General features: G+C 57.7%; 21 protein-coding genes. 12 read left to right on the top strand and 9 right to left on the bottom strand.

The window, feature by feature from the left end; translation table 11 throughout:
- Nucleotides 1-6: 6 nt before the first annotated feature.
- The 7 genes from C9990_RS07395 to C9990_RS07365 form a co-directional block, all read right to left on the bottom strand.
- Nucleotides 7-1,122, bottom strand: a complete 1,116-nt coding sequence (locus tag C9990_RS07395; protein ID WP_106802902.1) for a DUF2586 domain-containing protein — start codon at nucleotides 1,120-1,122, stop codon at nucleotides 7-9.
- Nucleotides 1,123-1,133: 11 nt separating this feature from the next.
- Nucleotides 1,134-1,814: a virion morphogenesis protein gene (locus tag C9990_RS07390; protein ID WP_106802901.1), complete on the bottom strand. Its 681-nt coding sequence runs from the start codon at nucleotides 1,812-1,814 to the stop codon at nucleotides 1,134-1,136.
- Nucleotides 1,804-2,250 (bottom strand): phage tail protein, encoded by a 447-nt coding sequence (locus C9990_RS07385; protein ID WP_106802900.1) that lies wholly within the window; start codon nucleotides 2,248-2,250, stop codon nucleotides 1,804-1,806. The genes C9990_RS07390 and C9990_RS07385 overlap by 11 nt, the downstream gene beginning before the upstream one ends.
- Nucleotides 2,247-2,708, bottom strand: a complete 462-nt coding sequence (locus tag C9990_RS07380) for a head completion/stabilization protein (protein ID WP_106802899.1) — start codon at nucleotides 2,706-2,708, stop codon at nucleotides 2,247-2,249. Before C9990_RS07380 ends, C9990_RS07385 begins: the two co-directional genes overlap by 4 nt.
- A gap of 97 nt (nucleotides 2,709-2,805) precedes the next feature.
- Nucleotides 2,806-3,531 carry a phage terminase small subunit gene (gene gpM, locus C9990_RS07375; RefSeq protein ID WP_106802898.1) on the bottom strand — a complete coding sequence of 242 codons (726 nt, stop codon included), beginning with the start codon at nucleotides 3,529-3,531 and terminating at the stop codon, nucleotides 2,806-2,808.
- Nucleotides 3,528-4,547 (bottom strand): phage major capsid protein, P2 family, encoded by a 1,020-nt coding sequence (locus C9990_RS07370; protein WP_078834482.1) that lies wholly within the window; start codon nucleotides 4,545-4,547, stop codon nucleotides 3,528-3,530. Before C9990_RS07370 ends, gpM begins: the two co-directional genes overlap by 4 nt.
- 1 nt (nucleotide 4,548) lies before the next feature.
- Complete coding sequence (locus C9990_RS07365; RefSeq protein WP_106802897.1) at nucleotides 4,549-5,469, bottom strand: GPO family capsid scaffolding protein; 921 nt, start codon at nucleotides 5,467-5,469, stop codon at nucleotides 4,549-4,551.
- A gap of 161 nt (nucleotides 5,470-5,630) precedes the next feature.
- On the opposite strand from C9990_RS07365, the gene C9990_RS32685 reads away from it, so the two are divergent.
- The 3 genes from C9990_RS32685 to C9990_RS07350 all read left to right on the top strand — a co-directional run bounded on the left by C9990_RS32685 (nucleotide 5,631) and on the right by C9990_RS07350 (nucleotide 8,802).
- The gene (locus C9990_RS32685; RefSeq protein WP_106802896.1) at nucleotides 5,631-7,688 is read left to right on the top strand and encodes a terminase large subunit domain-containing protein; all 2,058 of its coding nucleotides are present in this window, start codon (nucleotides 5,631-5,633) and stop codon (nucleotides 7,686-7,688) included.
- On the top strand, nucleotides 7,600-8,469 hold the full coding sequence (locus C9990_RS07355; RefSeq protein ID WP_256595151.1) for a phage portal protein: 870 nt from the start codon (nucleotides 7,600-7,602) through the stop codon (nucleotides 8,467-8,469). The genes C9990_RS32685 and C9990_RS07355 overlap by 89 nt, the downstream gene beginning before the upstream one ends.
- A 75-nt stretch (nucleotides 8,470-8,544) precedes the next feature.
- On the top strand, nucleotides 8,545-8,802 hold the full coding sequence (locus C9990_RS07350; protein ID WP_083221499.1) for an ogr/Delta-like zinc finger family protein: 258 nt from the start codon (nucleotides 8,545-8,547) through the stop codon (nucleotides 8,800-8,802).
- 38 nt (nucleotides 8,803-8,840) lie between these two features.
- Here C9990_RS07350 and C9990_RS07345 read toward each other — a convergent pair whose 3' ends face one another.
- Nucleotides 8,841-9,026 (bottom strand): hypothetical protein, encoded by a 186-nt coding sequence (locus C9990_RS07345; RefSeq protein WP_106802894.1) that lies wholly within the window; start codon nucleotides 9,024-9,026, stop codon nucleotides 8,841-8,843.
- Between the two features lie 75 nt (nucleotides 9,027-9,101).
- Nucleotides 9,102-9,494: a helix-turn-helix domain-containing protein gene (locus tag C9990_RS07340; protein WP_256595064.1), complete on the bottom strand. Its 393-nt coding sequence runs from the start codon at nucleotides 9,492-9,494 to the stop codon at nucleotides 9,102-9,104.
- 42 nt (nucleotides 9,495-9,536) lie between these two features.
- Here C9990_RS07340 and C9990_RS07335 point away from each other — a divergent pair, with 42 nt between their 5' ends.
- From C9990_RS07335 to C9990_RS07295, 9 genes are all read left to right on the top strand, one after another.
- The gene (locus C9990_RS07335) at nucleotides 9,537-9,749 is read left to right on the top strand and encodes a DNA-binding protein (protein WP_106802892.1); all 213 of its coding nucleotides are present in this window, start codon (nucleotides 9,537-9,539) and stop codon (nucleotides 9,747-9,749) included.
- A gap of 29 nt (nucleotides 9,750-9,778) precedes the next feature.
- The gene (locus C9990_RS07330) at nucleotides 9,779-10,258 is read left to right on the top strand and encodes a YmfL family putative regulatory protein (RefSeq protein ID WP_305887957.1); all 480 of its coding nucleotides are present in this window, start codon (nucleotides 9,779-9,781) and stop codon (nucleotides 10,256-10,258) included.
- Nucleotides 10,255-10,491, top strand: a complete 237-nt coding sequence (locus C9990_RS07325) for a hypothetical protein (RefSeq protein ID WP_106802890.1) — start codon at nucleotides 10,255-10,257, stop codon at nucleotides 10,489-10,491. Before C9990_RS07330 ends, C9990_RS07325 begins: the two co-directional genes overlap by 4 nt.
- Nucleotides 10,492-10,565: 74 nt before the next feature.
- Entirely contained in the window at nucleotides 10,566-10,799 is a 234-nt protein-coding gene (locus C9990_RS07320) for a hypothetical protein (RefSeq protein ID WP_106802889.1), read from the top strand.
- A 4-nt stretch (nucleotides 10,800-10,803) separates the two neighbouring features.
- Nucleotides 10,804-13,602: a toprim domain-containing protein gene (locus tag C9990_RS07315; protein WP_106802888.1), complete on the top strand. Its 2,799-nt coding sequence runs from the start codon at nucleotides 10,804-10,806 to the stop codon at nucleotides 13,600-13,602.
- Between the two features lie 15 nt (nucleotides 13,603-13,617).
- On the top strand, nucleotides 13,618-13,911 hold the full coding sequence (locus tag C9990_RS07310; RefSeq protein ID WP_106802887.1) for a hypothetical protein: 294 nt from the start codon (nucleotides 13,618-13,620) through the stop codon (nucleotides 13,909-13,911).
- Between the two features lie 66 nt (nucleotides 13,912-13,977).
- Nucleotides 13,978-14,226 (top strand): hypothetical protein, encoded by a 249-nt coding sequence (locus tag C9990_RS07305; RefSeq protein ID WP_106802886.1) that lies wholly within the window; start codon nucleotides 13,978-13,980, stop codon nucleotides 14,224-14,226.
- 269 nt (nucleotides 14,227-14,495) lie between these two features.
- On the top strand, nucleotides 14,496-15,659 hold the full coding sequence (locus C9990_RS07300; RefSeq protein WP_106802885.1) for an Arm DNA-binding domain-containing protein: 1,164 nt from the start codon (nucleotides 14,496-14,498) through the stop codon (nucleotides 15,657-15,659).
- A 269-nt stretch (nucleotides 15,660-15,928) separates the two neighbouring features.
- Complete coding sequence (locus C9990_RS07295; protein WP_106802884.1) at nucleotides 15,929-17,314, top strand: Fic family protein; 1,386 nt, start codon at nucleotides 15,929-15,931, stop codon at nucleotides 17,312-17,314.
- Nucleotides 17,315-17,412 lie beyond the last annotated feature (98 nt).

The following is a 17,412-nucleotide window of genomic DNA, read 5'->3' as shown; positions in this document are numbered from 1 at the left end:
ACGGGATTACTCCGAATCGTCGTTGGAAAGGTCCAGGGCGATGTTCGCCGTGAGGTCTTTCGGGCAATTGAGGGGCTTGATCTTGATGTACACCTCAACCTTGGTTTTGGTGTGCCAGACCAGCTGGATGTCGCCGTCTTTCGGGGATTCGATCTCGCCCGGGAACACCTGCCCGGCGAAGGTCGTGGACTTGGCCATCACGCGCAGCGGCTTCATAAACGCGCTGATTGCGGCCGCCATGCTGTTGGCCGTGTTGTTCAGGCGCCGATCGGCGACACGCAGAATCAACAGCGGTCGCACCTGGCGAGCGGCCTTGTCAGCCAAACGCAGGTACTCGACCACCTGGAAGTCACTCGCCGGCGCATCGAGCATGTTGCCGTCGCCCCAGAACACGCCCGGGTAGTCGGGGTAGGTTTGCGAGACAGAGAAGCGCGCCTTGTCGAGTTCCGATCGGACGGCCGATGGCAGCGGCAGGCCGTCTTTGTCTTTGGGAACGCTGCCCAAGGCCAAAAGGGCGCCGCTGGCCACGCGCATCGGGCTATCTGCGATGCTGACCGCTGCATTGGCCAGGCGCCCAGCCAGGACGCCCAAGTCATTGCCGTGCAACTGGGGCACGACCAGGACACGCGGTGCAGCCAGGTCTTTGGTGATCGCCTTTTGCTGGGCCAGGTATTCCGACCAGGTCTGTTCTGCAGCGATGCCGACGGTGCTGGCCATCACAAACACACGACGCCCGTAGGTGTTGCTGACGGCGATCGCGGCGTCATGCATGGCCGAGAGTTCAGCAGCAGCGGCCACCGGTTTGGTGATCACCACGGCTTCCACAGAAAAGCCCTGCTGCTGGGCCTTTTCCAGGGCGACAAGCCAGTCACCATCGGCAGCAATCGGAGCCGCCAGGCAAGCCCAGCGGTCGCCGCCATTGGCCTTGGCCGCCGCGACTTGGGTTTTCAGGTCGCTGACGGGCTGGCCCAGGACCGCTTCCAGGTCGCTGTCGGTGTTCAAGGCGATCAGGCTACCGACGCTCTTAGCGCCGGGACCAATAAACAGGAAATAGCGCTCGATCTCGGTCACGGCACCCTGGCCGAGGTTGAGATTGTTAACGCTGACTTTGCCAAGTGCCATGCAGTGCCTCGTTATTTGGGGGAGTTGAGGATTTGTGCCAGCACCTGGTTAACCAGCAGGCTGGTATCCCGGTCGGTACTGACGCCCAGGAACTGGCGTTTCGGCAGGGTGATTTCCCAGCTTTGCGCGCCGTTGCCCTCGGCCTTTTCGTCGGACAGGATGCGTATCAGCAGGCCCGCCTTGGCGTAGTTCACGTGCTCTTGAATCCATGCCACGGTCGGCCGGGAAAGGCTCTTCTTGCCCTTCTGGCGAACCTTGAAGCCCAAGCGGCGCAGACGTTTTGCCTGTTTGTCCGTCGCGGCCAGGCCCTCGGGCACCTTGTTCCACCGGCGCATCTGCGCGGCAGTACGGCGCTCGGTCGCGCCGTGGTGTTGCTGCGCAGCGACCCAGCCGGTCAGGCCGTTACGCCATCCCAGGGTTGCGGAGTCCGCGCTCACGCTGGTGACCTGGAGCAACTTGCCAAGGCCGGCTTCCATCTTCTTTTTGCCCTTGCCGTCGCCCTTGCGCGCATCGAAGGCCGAGCCGTCCAGGTTGCGCTGCTCGCGGATCCGCTTACGGCTCATGGTGCGCACGCGCTTGGTGACGTTGTTGAGCAAACGCCGGCGCAGCTGCGGGGGCAGACTTAATAGCGCCAGCTGCTCGCGAACGCCCAGGTGGCCCCGTACGTCCAGCTCGAAAGTGCTACGCGCCACCGCCGCGGACCTCGCCTTGCTCAGCAACCCACAGGTCGAAGTCGACCAGGCCCCACGTTTTGCCGAAGGCCTCGACCTTGCCGTTGGGGTCTTCTGCCAGGTGCTGTGCCTCGACAAACTCCAGGGTCAGTTCCAGATCCGCTTCGTCCGGGGTGATCTGGTCGACGGCGAACGTCGGCGCCGGCAGGTCGTCGTCCCGATCGGGATCGTTGGTTTCCAGCCAGCCGCCGAGGAGCGCCATCAACAAGGCCGGGTTGCCGGCGAATCGCTCGATCACGACTACGGCGCGATAACGCATATCGCCCATGTGCAGGCCCTGGGTGGTGTCTTTCCAGATCAGGTCCAAGTTGACCTGCTCGGCCCAGCTGTCGATCTGCTCGGGCAGCACCAGGTCGAGGCCGATCAGGTAGGTGGTCAGGGCGCGGAGCTTGTTCATAGCAACGCCGCCGTGATGTGGCCACGGCCCTGCAGCGAGCGCACAGCCTGTTGGCTGAATGCCAGGAAGGTTTCCGGGCGATCGGGCAATTCCTTGCCCAGGTTTTCGGCGCTTTCGCGGCGGATGATGGTTGCGAACTGGGTCAGCAAGGTGGCCTTGGCCCGGCAATACACGGCGCGCTTGTACGTCGCGGCTTGAAATGTGCGCTCCGGCAGCACCATAGGGGCCGCAGATTCCAAGGTGGTGACACCTTGGTTCTGCCAACGCGCTTTGCACGTGGCCAAGTCGCTGTTGACCTCGGTCATCGCCGTGGTCAATTCAGCCGTCAGCAGTTCCACCAGGTATTCCGCCGGCAGGCGATAGCCCTTCTGAAACTCGGCCACATCGAGGTTCGGCCAAAAGCCGTCGTTCTCGATCGCCAGTTCCACCAGGGTGGTGGGTTTACCTGAAAAGCTCATACTGACCGCTCAAATAGGGCGGGGAGCCTGTTTTCAGTGGGACGGTCCATAAATGGGCGGCTCACTTCCACAGGTCCCCGCTGGGGGGGGTAGTCGGTTATTCGGTGGCCGAGGTAGCGGCCGCTTGTTTTGCTAAGGCTCTGCGGACCTTTTCGATGCGGGTGTCGTTGCCGGCCTGTGCGTACAGCTCCGTTGAGCGCTCCAGGTGCTTGAGTGCGACCTCAAAATTCCCGGCCTCCATGGCGCGCATACCGATCAACTTGTGGTACTTGCTCGGGATCTGCTCCGTAAGTTGCCACTCACCGTCAACCAGGGGCAGCAAGTCGGAGAGGTAAGGCTCTGGGCTGCGGTTGGCTTTGTATTCGGCGTAGGCCCACTCGCACACGGCGTCAGCGACAAAGGTCTTGATGTCGCGGCGCTTGAAGCGCTCCGGCATCTGCTGGTCCTGCTCGATCAGAACGTCGGCCAGCTCCAGGGCGTCTTCGAACTGGGCGGTGTCGAACAGCCAGACCAACACCTGCACCGCAACGCGATTTGGGAAGACCAAACCCGACTCGCAATATCGCTGTACGTATTCCTGGTACTTGGGCAGCAGCTCGTCGCGCTTGAGTGCCTGGCGTCCGGCCAGGCCATTGATCGCACTGATGCGCGCCAGGTCCTGGTCCAATGCCGCTTCCTGCAGCAGCAGGTGCTTGCGTGCATTGGCGGGGCTGCTCAGGGCTTCCGCCGGCGAGTAAGGAAGCGCTGCGGAGACGGCAGCCGCCGTAATGGCGGCGCCTCCCAGCGCGATGGTGCGGCGCTTGTGCGCAAGGGCCAGACTCACGCCACAAGCTCCACGTTTTCGGTCATGGCGAACTTTTCCAGCTGCTCGATCACATAACCTTCATTGCGGCTGTTGTAGTCCTCAACGCGGGAGCGCTTTGGATTGTCGACGGTCTGCTTGCGCCAGCTGGAGTCCTGGAAGTAAATCGACAGGTTGTCCCAACTGGTGACGACCACACCGTTGACCGGGAAGAACGGCACGCTAAAGCTCGGCAGGCCGCCGTAGGTGGCGATTACCTGGGCTTCTTCGATGCGCTCTTTTTCGGTCGGAGTGTCGCCCTGCTTCGAATACAGCTTGGCCTTGTCGGCGGCCAGCAGGTCGGTGCCGATGATCGCGATCAGGTCGCCGGCATCGCGCAGACGCTCGTCCACCAGCTGCTTGGTGTCGTGCACCAGGGCATCGAGGTTGGCATAGTCGCCACCGGCGCCGAGGGTTACCTTGCCGGCGACCTTGCCTTCCTTGAGTACCTGGGCCGGGATCTGTTCACGTGCCTGTTGCAGCCAGCCTTTGTTGACGTCCTGCAGCATCGGGTATTTTTCGATGTCGGTCTGCACGGCAGCATGGGTGCCATGGAAACCGACCATGATGCGGTCCAGCGCGATCTGTTTCTGCACAGCTGCGGAGTAACGCTGATGGAAGTCCGGGAACTTGGCCCAGGCATCGATCTTGGCGTAAGGCAGGCCAACATCAGACTCGGTCGACGACAGCTCGTAGGTGTCCTGATCCAGCGACGACGCATCTTTGGCTTCGCGATCGGTGGTCTTGGTGTTCGTGCGACCAGTGACCGGACCCGACACGCCAATGAAGACCTTCTGGCCTTTGATCTCGGTCACCGGAATGACGTTGATCCGCTCCAGGAAGTCCGACTTAGCCGTGATGGCGTCGTTCAGCTCCTGGGCAATGGTCGGGTCGACGCTAAAGTGCTTGCTGGCCAACTCCACGCCGTAGCTTTCAGCGATGGCCAGTTGCAGTTCGGCGTACATCTTGGCGCCGTAGGCGCTCAGTGAATAAGCCATGTCAGAGCACCCGCTTTTTGACGGTGGTTACCGGGCCGGGATTGCGCGGCAACTGGCGTCCGGTTGAGTTGTTCTGCAGGGCGCTGAACTGCTTCTGCAATGCATCCAGCTTGGCAAGTACGGACTGGTTGCCCTTGCTCTGGCGGCGGAATTCGCGCTCTTGCTCGGCGGTGGCCACGATCTCGTCCACGGCCGTGCTGACGTCATCGATCAGGTCTTGATCGGGTTCAGGCGCATCGGCGGCGGCGGGCTCGATGACGGCTTGAAGGCCGGCAGCGACAACCAGCAGCTGCTCCACCAGGGCCGTCAAAGCCGTTGCTGTAGCTTCATCCATTGGGGGTTTGCTCTCTGTGTTGGGTGGAATGGTTTCGGTGGGCAGCGCACCTGCAGCGAAACGCTTGAAAAAGCCGGTCAGGGCATCTATCAGGCCGGTTTCGGCGGTGTTTGGGCTGTCGTCCTGCAGGCGGCCGAGTTCGACCGACGCGGCGTAGTAGGAGGCGCGGTTGTTCTTGTGGGAGAAGTAGAGTTCCTGAGTACCCACGCTGGCAGGCTGGTCGGTAACGCCCAAACCAGTCAGGTAGGCTTTGCCCTTGCCACGGAAGTCCGGGGTAATTTCGATGCTGCTGAACAGCTTCTGGCCCTGGTCATTCAGATACAGCAGGCGGTCGTTGGGCTTCAATTGCGCTTCCAAAGCCACTTCGCCGGGTTCCAGGTCTTCGGCTTCTTCCACCAGACGCACCGCGTAGACGGTGCCGTGGGAGCCTGGCCAACGTTCGTGGTCGCACCAGATCACCGCCGTGTAGAAGGATGGTTTGTAGGTTTCAGCGATGTCGCGCAGTTCCTGGGGAAGGATTGCGCGCCCATCAACGGTGGCTCCGCTGGTGGCGACACGTTTCCAGAACGAAACAAGGGAACGGGGCATGGGTTTAACTGCGCTCAATCGCTGAATGAGCCGCCAAGATAGGTAGCCGTCAGCCCTCAAACAAACGGTTCAAATGCGCGTTTCTCCTATATTCGCGATATAGGCGGATCACGGAATTTAACCCCGCGTTTCCAGCGTTTTCGCCGCATAGACTGCGGCCCATGTACTACTCGACCGAAGTTAAAGAAGCCGCCAAACGCCTGTTTCTGCGCCGCTGTAAGGCCAAGGAAATTCAGGCGCAGCTCAACCTGCCCAACATACGAATCGTCTACTACTGGATCCGTCAGGGCGGTTGGGAAGACATGCTGTCGGACGAAGAACCGCTGACTGCCGTCGGCCGGCGGATCACCCTGCTCCTGGACAAAGTCGGCAGCCTGTCCAAAGACGATCTGAACGAACTAGACCGACTGACCGTTGTTCGCGAACGACTGCTGAAACAAGCGGCCAAGCCAGCACCGGTGGTGGCATCGAACGGCGACGACCAGGGCGAGCCCCAGGAACCACGCAAACGCTCGCGTGGCGAACGCTCCAGCCGTGGCGAAGGCGGCGACAGGAAAAAGGAAAAGAAGGCCAAGAACGACATCAGCGGGCTGACCGAAGTCGACTTCCTGGATAAGTTCATCAGCAAGATGTACCGCTATCAGCAGGAACTGTTCGCGGCCAAGCAAAACCCGCTGACTAGCCGGATCCGCAACATCCTCAAAAGCCGCCAGGTCGGTCTGACCTACTACTTCGCCGGCGAAGCGTTCATGGACGCGGTACTCACTGGCGACAACCAGGTGTTCCTGTCGGCCAGCCGCTCGCAGTCGGAGATCTTCCGCAGCTACATCATCCAGTTCGCCAAGCAGTGGTTCGATATCGAGCTGACCGGCAACCCGATCACGCTTAGCAACGGCGCCGAGCTGCGCTTCCTGTCGACCAACAGCAGCACCGCCCAGGGCTACCACGGCCATGTGTACGTGGATGAGTACTTCTGGATCCGCGACTTCGAAAAGCTCAGCACCGTGGCCAGCGCCATGGGCACCCACAAGAAGTGGCGCAAAACCTACTTCTCGACGCCCAGCGCGGTATCGCACCAGGCATACCCGTTCTGGTCCGGGGAGGAATTCCGCAACAGCAAACGCGGCAAGAAAGCTGGCGGCACCTGGCCCACCGAGGCGTCCTACACCCAGGGCGCGCTGTGCCCCGACGGCCAATGGCGCAAGACCATCACCATCCAGGACGCGATCGATGGCGGGTGCGATCTGTTCGACCTGAAGCAGCTGCAGCTGGAGTACGACGAAGACAAATTCCAGCAGCTGTTCTACTGCAAGTTCATCGACAGCAGCCAGAGCGCCTTCGGCCTCAAGGATCTGGAGCGTTGCTACTCCGACTTGTCGCTGTGGAAAGACTACGACCCGGAACTGGATCGGCCGTTCGGCAACAGTCCTGTCTGGCTGGGCTACGACCCGAGCCGCACCCGCGACGACGCCACGTGTGTGGTGGTCGCCCCATCGCTGGAACACGGGGCGAAATTCCGCATCCTGGAAAAGCACAGCTGGCGGGGGCATTCGTTCAACTACCAGGCAGCCCAGGTCAAAAAGCTTACCGAACGTTTCAACGTGCAACACATCGGAATCGACATCACCGGTGTGGGCTATGGCGTGTTCGACCTGGTGCGCGACTTCTACCCCAAAGCCACGCCGATCCACTACAGCCTGGAGACCAAGAACCTACTGGTCCTCAAGGCCCAGGACACGATCCAGGGCAGTCGCATCGAGTGGGACGCCGGCTGGACCGACATCGCCCAGGCGTTCCTGACCATCAAACGCGGCACCACCACCAGCGGCCAAGTCACCTACAGCGCTTCGCGCACCGACGCCACCGGTCACGCCGATATCGCCTGGTCGATCATGCACGCCCTGTTCAATGAGCCCCTCAACACCAACAAGCGGCGCCGTAGCCGCTACGTCACGAGCGGAACCAATGCCCAAGCCACGACACGAAAAGCCTCAAGCCACCCAGCAGGCGCGACAGCCGCAACCCATGCGGGCGTTCACCTTCGGGGAACCCGAACAGGTGTTGTCCGGCAACATCGGCGAGTACCTGGGGGTGTTTCTCAGCGACGACGGCGAGATCTACAAGCCGCCAGTGTCGCGAGCGGGCCTGGCCAAGCTGCTGCGCGCCAACGCGCACCACGGCGCTATTCCGAAGTTCAAGCGCAACCTGCTGCTGCGTGAATTCATCCCGTCCGACGGCTGCAGCACCCAGACCATGGGCCGGGCTAGCCTCGACTACATGGTGTTTGGCGAGGCGTATTTCTACCGCGACACCAACGCCTTCGGCGAAGTGCTGGAGATGCAGCACCTGCCGGCAATCAACATGCGGGTGAAGGTCGACGGCGGGTTCCGGATGCTACTGCCCGACAGTAAATACATGGACTTCTCCCAGGACGAAATCGAACACGTCCTTGACTACGACGTGGAACAGAACATCTATGGGGTTCCTGACTACCTGGGCGGCCTGCAGGCGCTGTTGCTCAACGAGGCCGCGACCCTGTTCCGCCGGCGCTACTACAGCAACGGCGCGCACGCGGGTTACATCTTCTACACCAACGACCCGGATCTGACCGAGGAAGACGAAGACAACTTGCGCGCACAGATTAGCGCCAGTAAGGGTGTGGGCAACTTCCGCTCGATGTTCGTCAACATCCCCAACGGGAAGGAGAACGCGATTCAAATCATCCCCGTGGGTGACTTTCAGGCCAAGGACGAGCTGGAGAAGGTGAAGAACATCACCCGCAACGATGTGATCGCCGCCTGGCGTATGAACCCGGCCCTGGCCGGAATCATCCCCGAGAACAACGGCGGGTTCGGCGACATCGAGAAAATCGATCGCGTGTACACCAGTAACGAAATCAGGCCGATCTGTCAGCTCTTTAACCAACTGAATGACACTCTTCGACAGGACAGGCGTATCGACTGGAGAAAGCTCGATAACGCAGGCGAAACCGCTACCTAAAGACTCAAAGGTAGAGAAATATTCTGCACCACATGCGAACATAGTGGCAATTAGCTGCGCCCTGGGGAGGGAACCATGAGAGTGACTTGTAAGTGTGGGCACAAAGGCCGTATTGCATCGCGTGAGGTGCTATCTGCTGACTTCGCAAAACTATACTGCCAATGCCTCGATGCAAAGTGCGGCCACAGTTGGGTAGCAAATCTCACGTTTTCCCACACGCTTAGCCCGTCTGCACAAACGTTCGACAGACTACTGATCGACCGGCTCAGAGACATGCCCAGGGCGCAACAAAGAGAGCTATTTGAAAAGCTTGGATCGCAGGCAGTCGCTTGATGAAAACCGCCGACAACGACATGCCGGCGGTTCAGGAATCAATCGTCGTCGAGCTGATCCGGATTGCTTATCAGCGCTTCGGTGAGCCTGCGCAATTGCTCCTGGTCACGCTGGCTCAACTGGCGATAGAAGCCGATCAGACGGTGCTCAATATGCGAAAGCTCATACTGCGCAGATGCCCCAAATTCAACATAACCGGCATCGGCGTTTGTGCGATCCAACATGCTTACCACTCCATAAAATCCATTGCTGACGCAGTGATATGGGGGCGAGCTATTAGTAAGGCAGGAAAAGCGCGGTCAGTTCACCCCTTTGACTGCATCATCTGCCAGGGCCTTTACAAAGCGCCGAATGGCTCTTTGATCATCCGCCGGGATACTGCGGTACTGCTGAACAATGCTGTCTTCAACCTCAGACAAAGCATCGGCGTTCAGAGTCGTGTGAGTTCCGCTAACGATGTAGAGCACGTCAAATCCGAGCAAACTAGCAGCCATGCTCAGGTAGGACGCGGGGGCGTCACTGGCACCGGACTCGTAGTTTCCTTGAGTTCTTTTCGAGACACCAAGATGTTCCGCAATTTGATCTTGCGTCAGCCCAGCCTGGGCTCGTTGTTGGCGCAGCCTTGCGCCAATCTCTTCGGAGAGTGTCAATATTTTTCCATCCGCATATTTACATTGGCAGTTTTTTGCCACATCCTGCGTTTGTCATCACATGAAAACGCAAGGAATTGCACTATGCCCAACTCAACCATTGCCGAGCAAGCTCGCCAGCAGGCGCGTGCTTCCTTGGAGAAGCGTGGCCAGACTGCGAAAAATTTTGCAGAACTACACAACCTCAACCCCAGCACCGTCTACGCGGTGCTAAATGGCCAAAGCCAATGCCGTCGTGGGGAGGCCCATCGTGCTGCCGTCCTGTTAGGCATCAAAGACGGCGTAATTGCACAGTAATGGTCAGGTCTCTGAGGGAACAGCAGAAGATGAAAAGTCAGGTTCTAAAAACACGTCGTGAAGTCGTTAGCGCAATAATTTGCAACTTTGAAGGTGGTCGCGAAGGCGCTGCCGCTCACGTCGGTTTGTCTCTCAAAAAGTTCGACAACCATGCTTACGAGAACAATAACTGCCGCCCACTGACAGACCTGCAGATCTTCCAACTGGAGCAAGTCACAGGCAGTCAGCACTTACCCACCTACGTCGCGGCAATGTATGGCGGCATGTTCGTACCTGTCGTCCACCCTGAAAACCTCGACAACGTAGAGATGTATACGCGGTCTGTGCAGGCTTCTGCTATGCGGGGCACCGTTGACCAGGTCATTGCGAAGGCGCTTGAGGACGGAGTCATCACTGAGGATGAAGCCGAACTCATCCTGAACGCGCACGTCTTGCACATGGCTGCACGCACCGCCGAAGTCCATGCGGCCATTGACCTCTACCGCGCTCGATCGGGGAAGGTTCAATGAGCACCCAAACCAATATCTTGGACTATCAAGAGCGCATGCAAAACGCTGCACTCGCCTTCCTTGAGCGCCATCAAGCTGAACACCTGGGCGACCTGCCGGTGCTACTCAATCGTACAAGCAACTACCTGGTGGACAAGTTCGATGTGGCCGAACCGGTTGCAATCAAGTTGACCGCGCTCGCCCAAACCGACCTGGTCAAAGGCGCGTTTCGCCAGCGCTCCGTCACTCCCTAACACCTAACCCAACCTATCGTCGGCCTCACATCCCGTGGGTTTGGGTGAGCTGCGCCCGAAATCGAGGTTTAACGATGGCAAACGCCGTAATTGTTACCACCCAACTGCCACCGGCTGAGGCCGAGGCGTTGCTGGCCAACCTACGTGAACAGTATCGGTTGAGCCTCAACGAGCACTGGTACGCAGACCAATTTCGCCTTGTTAAGGCAGGTCTGCGCCATGGCGCGATTCTCGCCCACATCCCGGTCATGGCTGCGCAAAAGCGCCTCATGGCAGCCCTGTCCCACAGCCTCAAAGCAGTGAAGTAACCCCATGAAAGAAGATCTTCGCCACGACGTGTTGCAACGCCTGCAGTCCGACTTCGGGCTCAAGCACCGCACGGGCACCGACTACATGCGCGGCGGCACCTGCCCGAAGTGCAAAAAGAAAGAGCTGTACTCCCGTTTTGACACGCCATGGATGGTGATTTGTGGTCGCCCTGAAAAGTGTGGCCACACCCTGCATGTGAAAGAGCTGTACGACGATCTGTTTGAAGACTGGAGCAAACGCGCGCCGGCAACAGATCAACATCCCAACGCCACCGCACGCGCTTACCTGGAGTTTGCCCGAGGCTTTCGATTTGAGCTGATCCAGGGCTGGTTCACTCAGGAAACGTTCTATTCCGTTGAACACAACGCCGGCAGCGCTACGGTGCGGTTCGCCCTGGAGAAAGGTGGCTGGTGGGAACGCCTGATCGATCAGCCGCACCGCTTCGGCAAGATGAAGGCTCGCTTCAAATCCAAGGACAGCTATCGCGGCGTCTGGTGGTGCCCGCCCTGCGTGGACCTGCTAGAAGCCAAGGAAATTTGGATTGTCGAAGGGATCTTTGACGCCATCGCCCTGGTGCATAACGACATTGCAGCCGTATCGGCAATGTCGTCCAACGCATTCCCCGGCGACTCCCTAAAGGAACTGGTTAAAACCCGGGAAGGCGGGAAACTGCCCAAGCTGGTTTGGGCGCTGGATAACGAGCCGAGCGCAAACGCCTACACCCGCCGATGGGTGCGCGAAGCCCGTGCCCTGGGCTTCATCTGCGAGTCAGCACAGATCCCCCAGCGCGATGGTCGCAAGTCCGACTGGAACGATCTTCACCAACGCTGGAGCTTCATCCAGGACGACAGCAAACGCGCCGACCAGATGGCGACTGACCTCAAGCAAGCCCGCCACCAGGGCGCCCTGCTACTGGCCGAGAGCGCGGCGGAAAAAGCCTTGCTCATGTACGACTGGAACAAGCGCGGGGAATTTCATTTGGGTTTTGGCAGCCGCCTGTACTGGTTCAAGTTGGACATGGAGAAATTCAACCGAGCCATGTCCGACATCGAGGACAGCGAGAACCACGACGATCAACTGCTCAACCAGGCGCAACAGCGTGAAAAAGCGTTGCAGCAATCCGGCAGCGTCGTGGAGATCGCCAACTGCTACCCCCAGGCGCTGTATTTCCAACGTAACGAGGTCACAGACGAGTCCTGGTACTACATGCGCGTGGACTTCCCCCACGACTCCGAAAGCGTGAAGAACACCTTCACCAGCGGCCAACTGTCGGCCGCAAGTGAATTTAAAAAGCGCCTGCTGGGTATGGCGGCGGGTGCCATGTTCACCGGCAGCGGCCAACAACTCGACAAGCTCATGAAAGATCAGCTGTTCGGCATCAAAACCGTTTCCACGATCGACTACGTGGGCTACAGCAAGGAATACGCCTGCTACGTCTACGGCGATATCGCGATCAAGGACGGCACCACCTACAAGGTCAACAGTGAAGACTATTTCGAGTTCGGCAAGCTGCGCCTGAAAACCCTGCAGAAAGGTGTCCCGATCAAGCTGCAGCGTGAAGCCAAGGACTTCAACGAAAAGTGGGTGCAGTTGCTGTGGACCTGCTTCGGCGCCCAGGGCTTCGTCGCGTTGGTGTTCTTCTTTGGTTCGCTGTACTGCGAACAGATCCGCGCCCGCTACCAGTCCTTCCCTTTCCTGGAAGCCACCGGTGAAGCCGGCGCCGGCAAAACCACGCTGCTGAACCTGCTTTGGAAACTACTCGGCCGCGAAGGCTATGAGGGCTTTGACCCGATGAAATCTACCAAGGCTGGGCGCTCTCGCCTGATGGGCCAGGTATCCGGCATGCCGGTGGTGTTCCTAGAAGCCGATCGCCACGGTGATGATCGGGCACACGCCAAAACCTTCGAATGGGACGAGCTGAAAGACTTTTACGGCGGCGGCACCCTGGCCACCAAAGGCGTCAAGACGGCGGGCAACGAAACTTACGAGCCGCCATTCCGGGGGACGATCGCAATCAGCCAAAACGCGGCCGTGGTCGCCCACGAAGCGATCATGACGCGCATTGTGAAGCTGCACTTCGTGCGCCCGACCGTCACACCGGAAAGCCGTGCTGCAGCGGATCAGCTCAACGCCCTGGACGGTGGCACCCTCAGCCACTTCCTGTTGCGGGCCGTGGGCAAAGAATCCGTGGTGCTTGAGCTGTTCGCCCAGCGCATGCCCGAGCACGAATCGAAGTTACGCCGTTTGCACACCCATTGCTTCGCCTGCAGCCAGGCCTACATCAGTGACCAAGGCAATTGCACCAGCTGCGGTTATGACCTGCGCGGCTACATCCGCGTGGAGCGCATCAGCAAGAACCACGCGCAAATGCTCTCGCTGCTGGACGGCATTCGCCTGGTCCTGAAATTAAGTGATCCCCAAGTCGCTGCCACCCAGCGCCAGATCGTGCGCATGGCCATCGAGCGCCAGGCGTCGATCAGTTCCGACCATGCGGCCGTGGCCGAGTTTTGGGAGGTGTATGACTACCTCGAATCCTTGAGCGAAGACCCGGTGGTGGACCACAGCACCGACCCTGCTGTGATCGCCATCAACCTCAACGAGTTTTGCGAGCGCGCCGCTGAACACAAACAGAAGTTAGCCGACGTGGCCACCTTGCGCGACCTGCTCAAAGAGTCGCGTTCCCACAAGTTCGTCGACAGCAACAAGGCGGTTCACAGCGCTGTACGTGCTGCGTTCAACAACCGCAACCCGTGTTCACAACCCCGGCCGACCACAGTGAAGTGCTGGACATTCAAGGCGTAAAGGAGAGAGAGACCGATGCAAATCCAAGTGTTTATGGGCAGGGCCGGCGACGGCAATACCAGCAAGCTGCAGGCCGTGCAGGACCGCCTGGACTTCGCAGGCGTGAGCGCGCCGATCATTCAGGCAGGTGCCTATGGGGAGGATGGCTTGTTGGAGATTCTGGAAGTCAGGGCAGACGGTGGCCAGCGCGAAATTCTGGTGGACGACTGCAGCCGGCAACAGATTTTGAGGGTATTGGAGTGGCAATCATGCAGTGAACATGAGCCGAATTTTGAAGGCCTGGTGATCCACCTGGCGCGTAAGGACTGACCTTTAAAAAAGCAGTGTCGAGGAGTTGCAGCTCCCCGACACCCAACCACCACTGAGGACTAAAGCATGCAAGCACAGACCCAAAGCAGCAGCGGCACGAAGGCTACCACACCGGCACGACACCTGGTGGCCACCGCGATTATTGGCGCGGCCGTCATTGGCTACCTGGTGCACAAGACCCCTGAATCACGCACCCGCCTCGAAAGCCTTAGCCAGATGGCCAGAACCCTGGGCGAACTGAGCGAAACAGATGCCGCCGTCGTCGCCCAGTTGCTGGCCAACCCCACAACCCGGGGCGCCTCACGTCATGTCTAACCGCCCTACTGCATTACCCGCACGGCGCTTTCCCTGGAACATTGACTACACCAGCCTCTGCGAACAGTGCGGCAAGTGGCGTGCCCAGGGTAACCACGTGGAATGCAGCCGACGGCGCCAGCTGCAGAACGCGCATCTACGTAACAGCAAGCCCAAGCCATAAGCCGCGTCCACCAGAAGATGCGCTTCCAGATACTTGGCCCGGAAACGGGCCTTTTCGTTTCCGATCGTCAGACTGTCGATACACGAGTACAGCGTTAGGGGTTTACATGAGTGGGGTCGAAACTCGCGGCAATTCCGTGAGAATCTATTTTCAATACGACGGCGAAAAATGCCGCGAATCCATACCAGGAGGAAACAAGCCGGCCACGGTGGCCCAGGCGAAACGCTTGCTCGCCATCATTGAGTACGAGATCGACTCAGGCACCTTTGATTACGCACGCCACTTCCCGAACTCGGCCAGGTTGGTGGAAAACACCTTCGGCCACTACCTGGACCTGTGGTTGCGGATCAAGGCCAACAGCGTGGCGGCGTCGAGTTATAGAGGTTACGCCAACAAAGCCGAGGTGCATGTGCGGCCGCGCTGGGGCAAGGTGCAGATCAACGCAATCGACCACCTGGACCTGCAGGTATGGATTCAGGACACGCTGTCCAAGACCCTCAAAAACAAAACCATCCGCGACATCATCAGCAACGTGCGCCAAGTGTTTCGCCTCTACCGCACCAGGATGAAAGTCGCCCACGATCCCACCGAAGGTTTGATGGTGCGCCTACCTGACCCCGAGGCGCCGGACCCGTTCACCCGGGCCGAAATTAAACAGATCCTCGAAACGCCAACAACGCGCACCTTCGAACTGCTGATGGTGCAGTTCATGTTGTGGGCAGGGCCCCGAGTATCTGAAACGATCGCCTTGGCCTGGGAGGACGTTGACCTGGAACAAGGGATGGTGACCTTTCGCCGATCGAAGGTACGCGGCGCCTATCGCGTCACTAAAACGCGGCGCTCAATGCGTAAGGTTCGCCTGCTGGCCCCCGCCTGGGAGGCGCTGCGCAAGCTCGATGCGTTGACCCGAAAGCGGAAAGCCGAAACGGTGGAGATCGTTGAGCGAGACAACAAAACCGTGCGCCGGCATACACTGCACTTCGTGTTTTTGAACACCAAGACTGGCCTGCCGCATGCCAACGACTTTGTCGTGCGCGACCGGTTCTTCAAGGCTCATCTGCTTGCCGCCGGCGTTCGCTATCGTGGACCAGGACAATGCCGTCACACCTACGCCAGTCAGTTGCTGACCACGGGCATTGCCTCCATTGATTGGATCGCTGAACAGATGGGGCATACCAACGGCAATATGATCCGCCAGCATTATGGGACGTGGATCAATGAGGATGGTCCGGACGTCATAGGAATGCTGCAGCTTGCTCTGAAGGTATAAAACGCCTATTGGCCATGCGAGTACCCCAGATTCAGGTTTGCAAGAAGATGACGCGGTAGGTCGCTGGGACTTAAAAATTCGTTGGTAGAAACGCTAAGCTTGAGGGTGGACATGCTTCCTCATCGGAAATGTTTTGAGCTTAACCCCACCAAAAAGCCGCCATACAAGCGTATTTCCACTGAAAAACTTGCCGCATCCGCCTTGACTTTACTCGACCATGTGACAGTATCCAGTCATCCAAACGCAAATTTTCATAATTGAGTATTGCCATGGCAAAGCCAAGGGTTGAAAGGGCACCAAAATTTGATCCGACCCAAATTGACTTTCAAAAGGTCGGAAAGTACATCGGCAAGTACGACGTAACAGACGCAAAAGGTAATTATCTCCATTGGGACAAATTCAAATGGAGAGTACCGAGAGCTGATGCTACCGATATCTGGCTGGCGGTAAAATTCAAAAGATACATGCAAATGAAACCACTGGCTTTAGTGGGTAGCACTGGCGAAGTTTTCACGTACTGCATTCCGCACTCCGTGGATTCGAAGCTGCACAGAATTGTAAAATTGGCAGGTGGCAGTGTTGCAGCAATTGCAGGCAGCAAAGCGCCAGAGAGCCTGCAAAGTAAGTTTTTGGTATCTTCGCTAATTATGGAAGAAGCAATATCAAGCGCTCAACTTGAAGGAGCCTCTACCACTAGGGAAGTAGCTAAAAAAATGCTAGAAGAGGAAAGAATCCCTCTTAATGAAGATGAGCGGATGATCCTAAACAATTATCTACTTTTGAAACACGCTGAATTAACGAGAGACGAACCTCTTACTCTAGATCTTATTTTAGACTTTCATAGAATAGCAACTCAGGGCACAACTGAAAATAATGTAGTACCTGGTGAATTCAGGGAAAGTGACGACATTTATGTTTCAGACACTGAGGAGGAAATAGCCTATCAACCTCCACCCTTTACTGATCTTCCAAAAAGATTGCATTTACTTTGCACATTTGCCAACGAAGATCACTCGGGAGATAACGGGTGCGAGTTTTTGCACCCAGTGATCAAAGCAATAATACTCCACTTTATGATTGGATACGAACACCCGTTCAGAGACGGTAACGGAAGGACAGCGAGAGCACTCTTCTATTGGTACATGCTAAAGTGCGATTACGATCTATTTAGATATGTTTCAATTAGCAAGCTTCTCAAAGACGACCCCAAAGGATATGGGCTTTCGTATCTGTACACCGAAAAGGACCAAAACGATTTAACGTACTTCATTGACTTTCAGGCGGAGATCATTCTAAAGGCTTTTGAGGAACTCCAAACGTACTTAGAGAGTCGGTCAAATGAGTTTCAGCAGGTCGTCAAACTTTTAGAAACCACCAAATACAACTCCACACTTAACTTCATACAAAAGGATCTTGTTAAGAAGGGAGCAAAAGAACCAGGTAGAATATTCACCGTAAAAGAAGTGGCCAGTAGCTATGACGTATCAGAAAACACAGCCAGGACACATTTAAATGTGCTATGTAACTTAAAGCTATTCATGAACACTAAGGACGGTAGAAAAACGCTTTATTTATCACCATCAGATCTGATAGATAGACTGACAAAAAAAAATGGAACAAACAGAGCTATCAAGGCAGAAAAAGCTCCGAATTAAAAATCTCCGTGTAGTCGAGCTTCTTCGGTATTAGGCCGCATCTCCTCAACAGCTAAAACGTTGAACTGGGTAGGATGCGGCGAACCGACAGATCACAC

Source organism: Pseudomonas sp. S5D5, assembly GCF_003013355.1.
Classification (GTDB): domain Bacteria; phylum Pseudomonadota; class Gammaproteobacteria; order Pseudomonadales; family Pseudomonadaceae; genus Aquipseudomonas; species Aquipseudomonas aylmerensis.
Note: the sequence above shows the minus strand (reverse complement) of the source record. Positions and strands in the feature narration are given on the sequence as shown.

Bases quoted from the DNA above. Each gene is read 5' to 3' on its own strand.
- C9990_RS07395 (WP_106802902.1), bottom strand. From the start codon at position 1,122: ATGGCACTTGGCAAAGTCAGCGTTAACAATCTCAACCTCGGCCAGGGT.
- C9990_RS07385 (WP_106802900.1), bottom strand. From the start codon at position 2,250: ATGAACAAGCTCCGCGCCCTGACCACCTACCTGATCGGCCTCGACCTG.
- C9990_RS07380 (WP_106802899.1), bottom strand. From the start codon at position 2,708: ATGAGCTTTTCAGGTAAACCCACCACCCTGGTGGAACTGGCGATCGAG.
- C9990_RS07370 (WP_078834482.1), bottom strand. From the start codon at position 4,547: ATGGCTTATTCACTGAGCGCCTACGGCGCCAAGATGTACGCCGAACTG.
- C9990_RS07365 (WP_106802897.1), bottom strand. From the start codon at position 5,469: ATGCCCCGTTCCCTTGTTTCGTTCTGGAAACGTGTCGCCACCAGCGGA.
- C9990_RS32685 (WP_106802896.1), top strand. From the start codon at position 5,631: ATGTACTACTCGACCGAAGTTAAAGAAGCCGCCAAACGCCTGTTTCTG.
- C9990_RS07350 (WP_083221499.1), top strand. From the start codon at position 8,545: ATGAGAGTGACTTGTAAGTGTGGGCACAAAGGCCGTATTGCATCGCGT.
- C9990_RS07345 (WP_106802894.1), bottom strand. From the start codon at position 9,026: ATGTTGGATCGCACAAACGCCGATGCCGGTTATGTTGAATTTGGGGCA.
- C9990_RS07335 (WP_106802892.1), top strand. From the start codon at position 9,537: ATGCCCAACTCAACCATTGCCGAGCAAGCTCGCCAGCAGGCGCGTGCT.
- C9990_RS07330 (WP_305887957.1), top strand. From the start codon at position 9,779: ATGAAAAGTCAGGTTCTAAAAACACGTCGTGAAGTCGTTAGCGCAATA.
- C9990_RS07325 (WP_106802890.1), top strand. From the start codon at position 10,255: ATGAGCACCCAAACCAATATCTTGGACTATCAAGAGCGCATGCAAAAC.
- C9990_RS07320 (WP_106802889.1), top strand. From the start codon at position 10,566: ATGGCAAACGCCGTAATTGTTACCACCCAACTGCCACCGGCTGAGGCC.
- C9990_RS07315 (WP_106802888.1), top strand. From the start codon at position 10,804: ATGAAAGAAGATCTTCGCCACGACGTGTTGCAACGCCTGCAGTCCGAC.
- C9990_RS07310 (WP_106802887.1), top strand. From the start codon at position 13,618: ATGCAAATCCAAGTGTTTATGGGCAGGGCCGGCGACGGCAATACCAGC.
- C9990_RS07305 (WP_106802886.1), top strand. From the start codon at position 13,978: ATGCAAGCACAGACCCAAAGCAGCAGCGGCACGAAGGCTACCACACCG.
- C9990_RS07300 (WP_106802885.1), top strand. From the start codon at position 14,496: ATGAGTGGGGTCGAAACTCGCGGCAATTCCGTGAGAATCTATTTTCAA.
- C9990_RS07295 (WP_106802884.1), top strand. From the start codon at position 15,929: ATGGCAAAGCCAAGGGTTGAAAGGGCACCAAAATTTGATCCGACCCAA.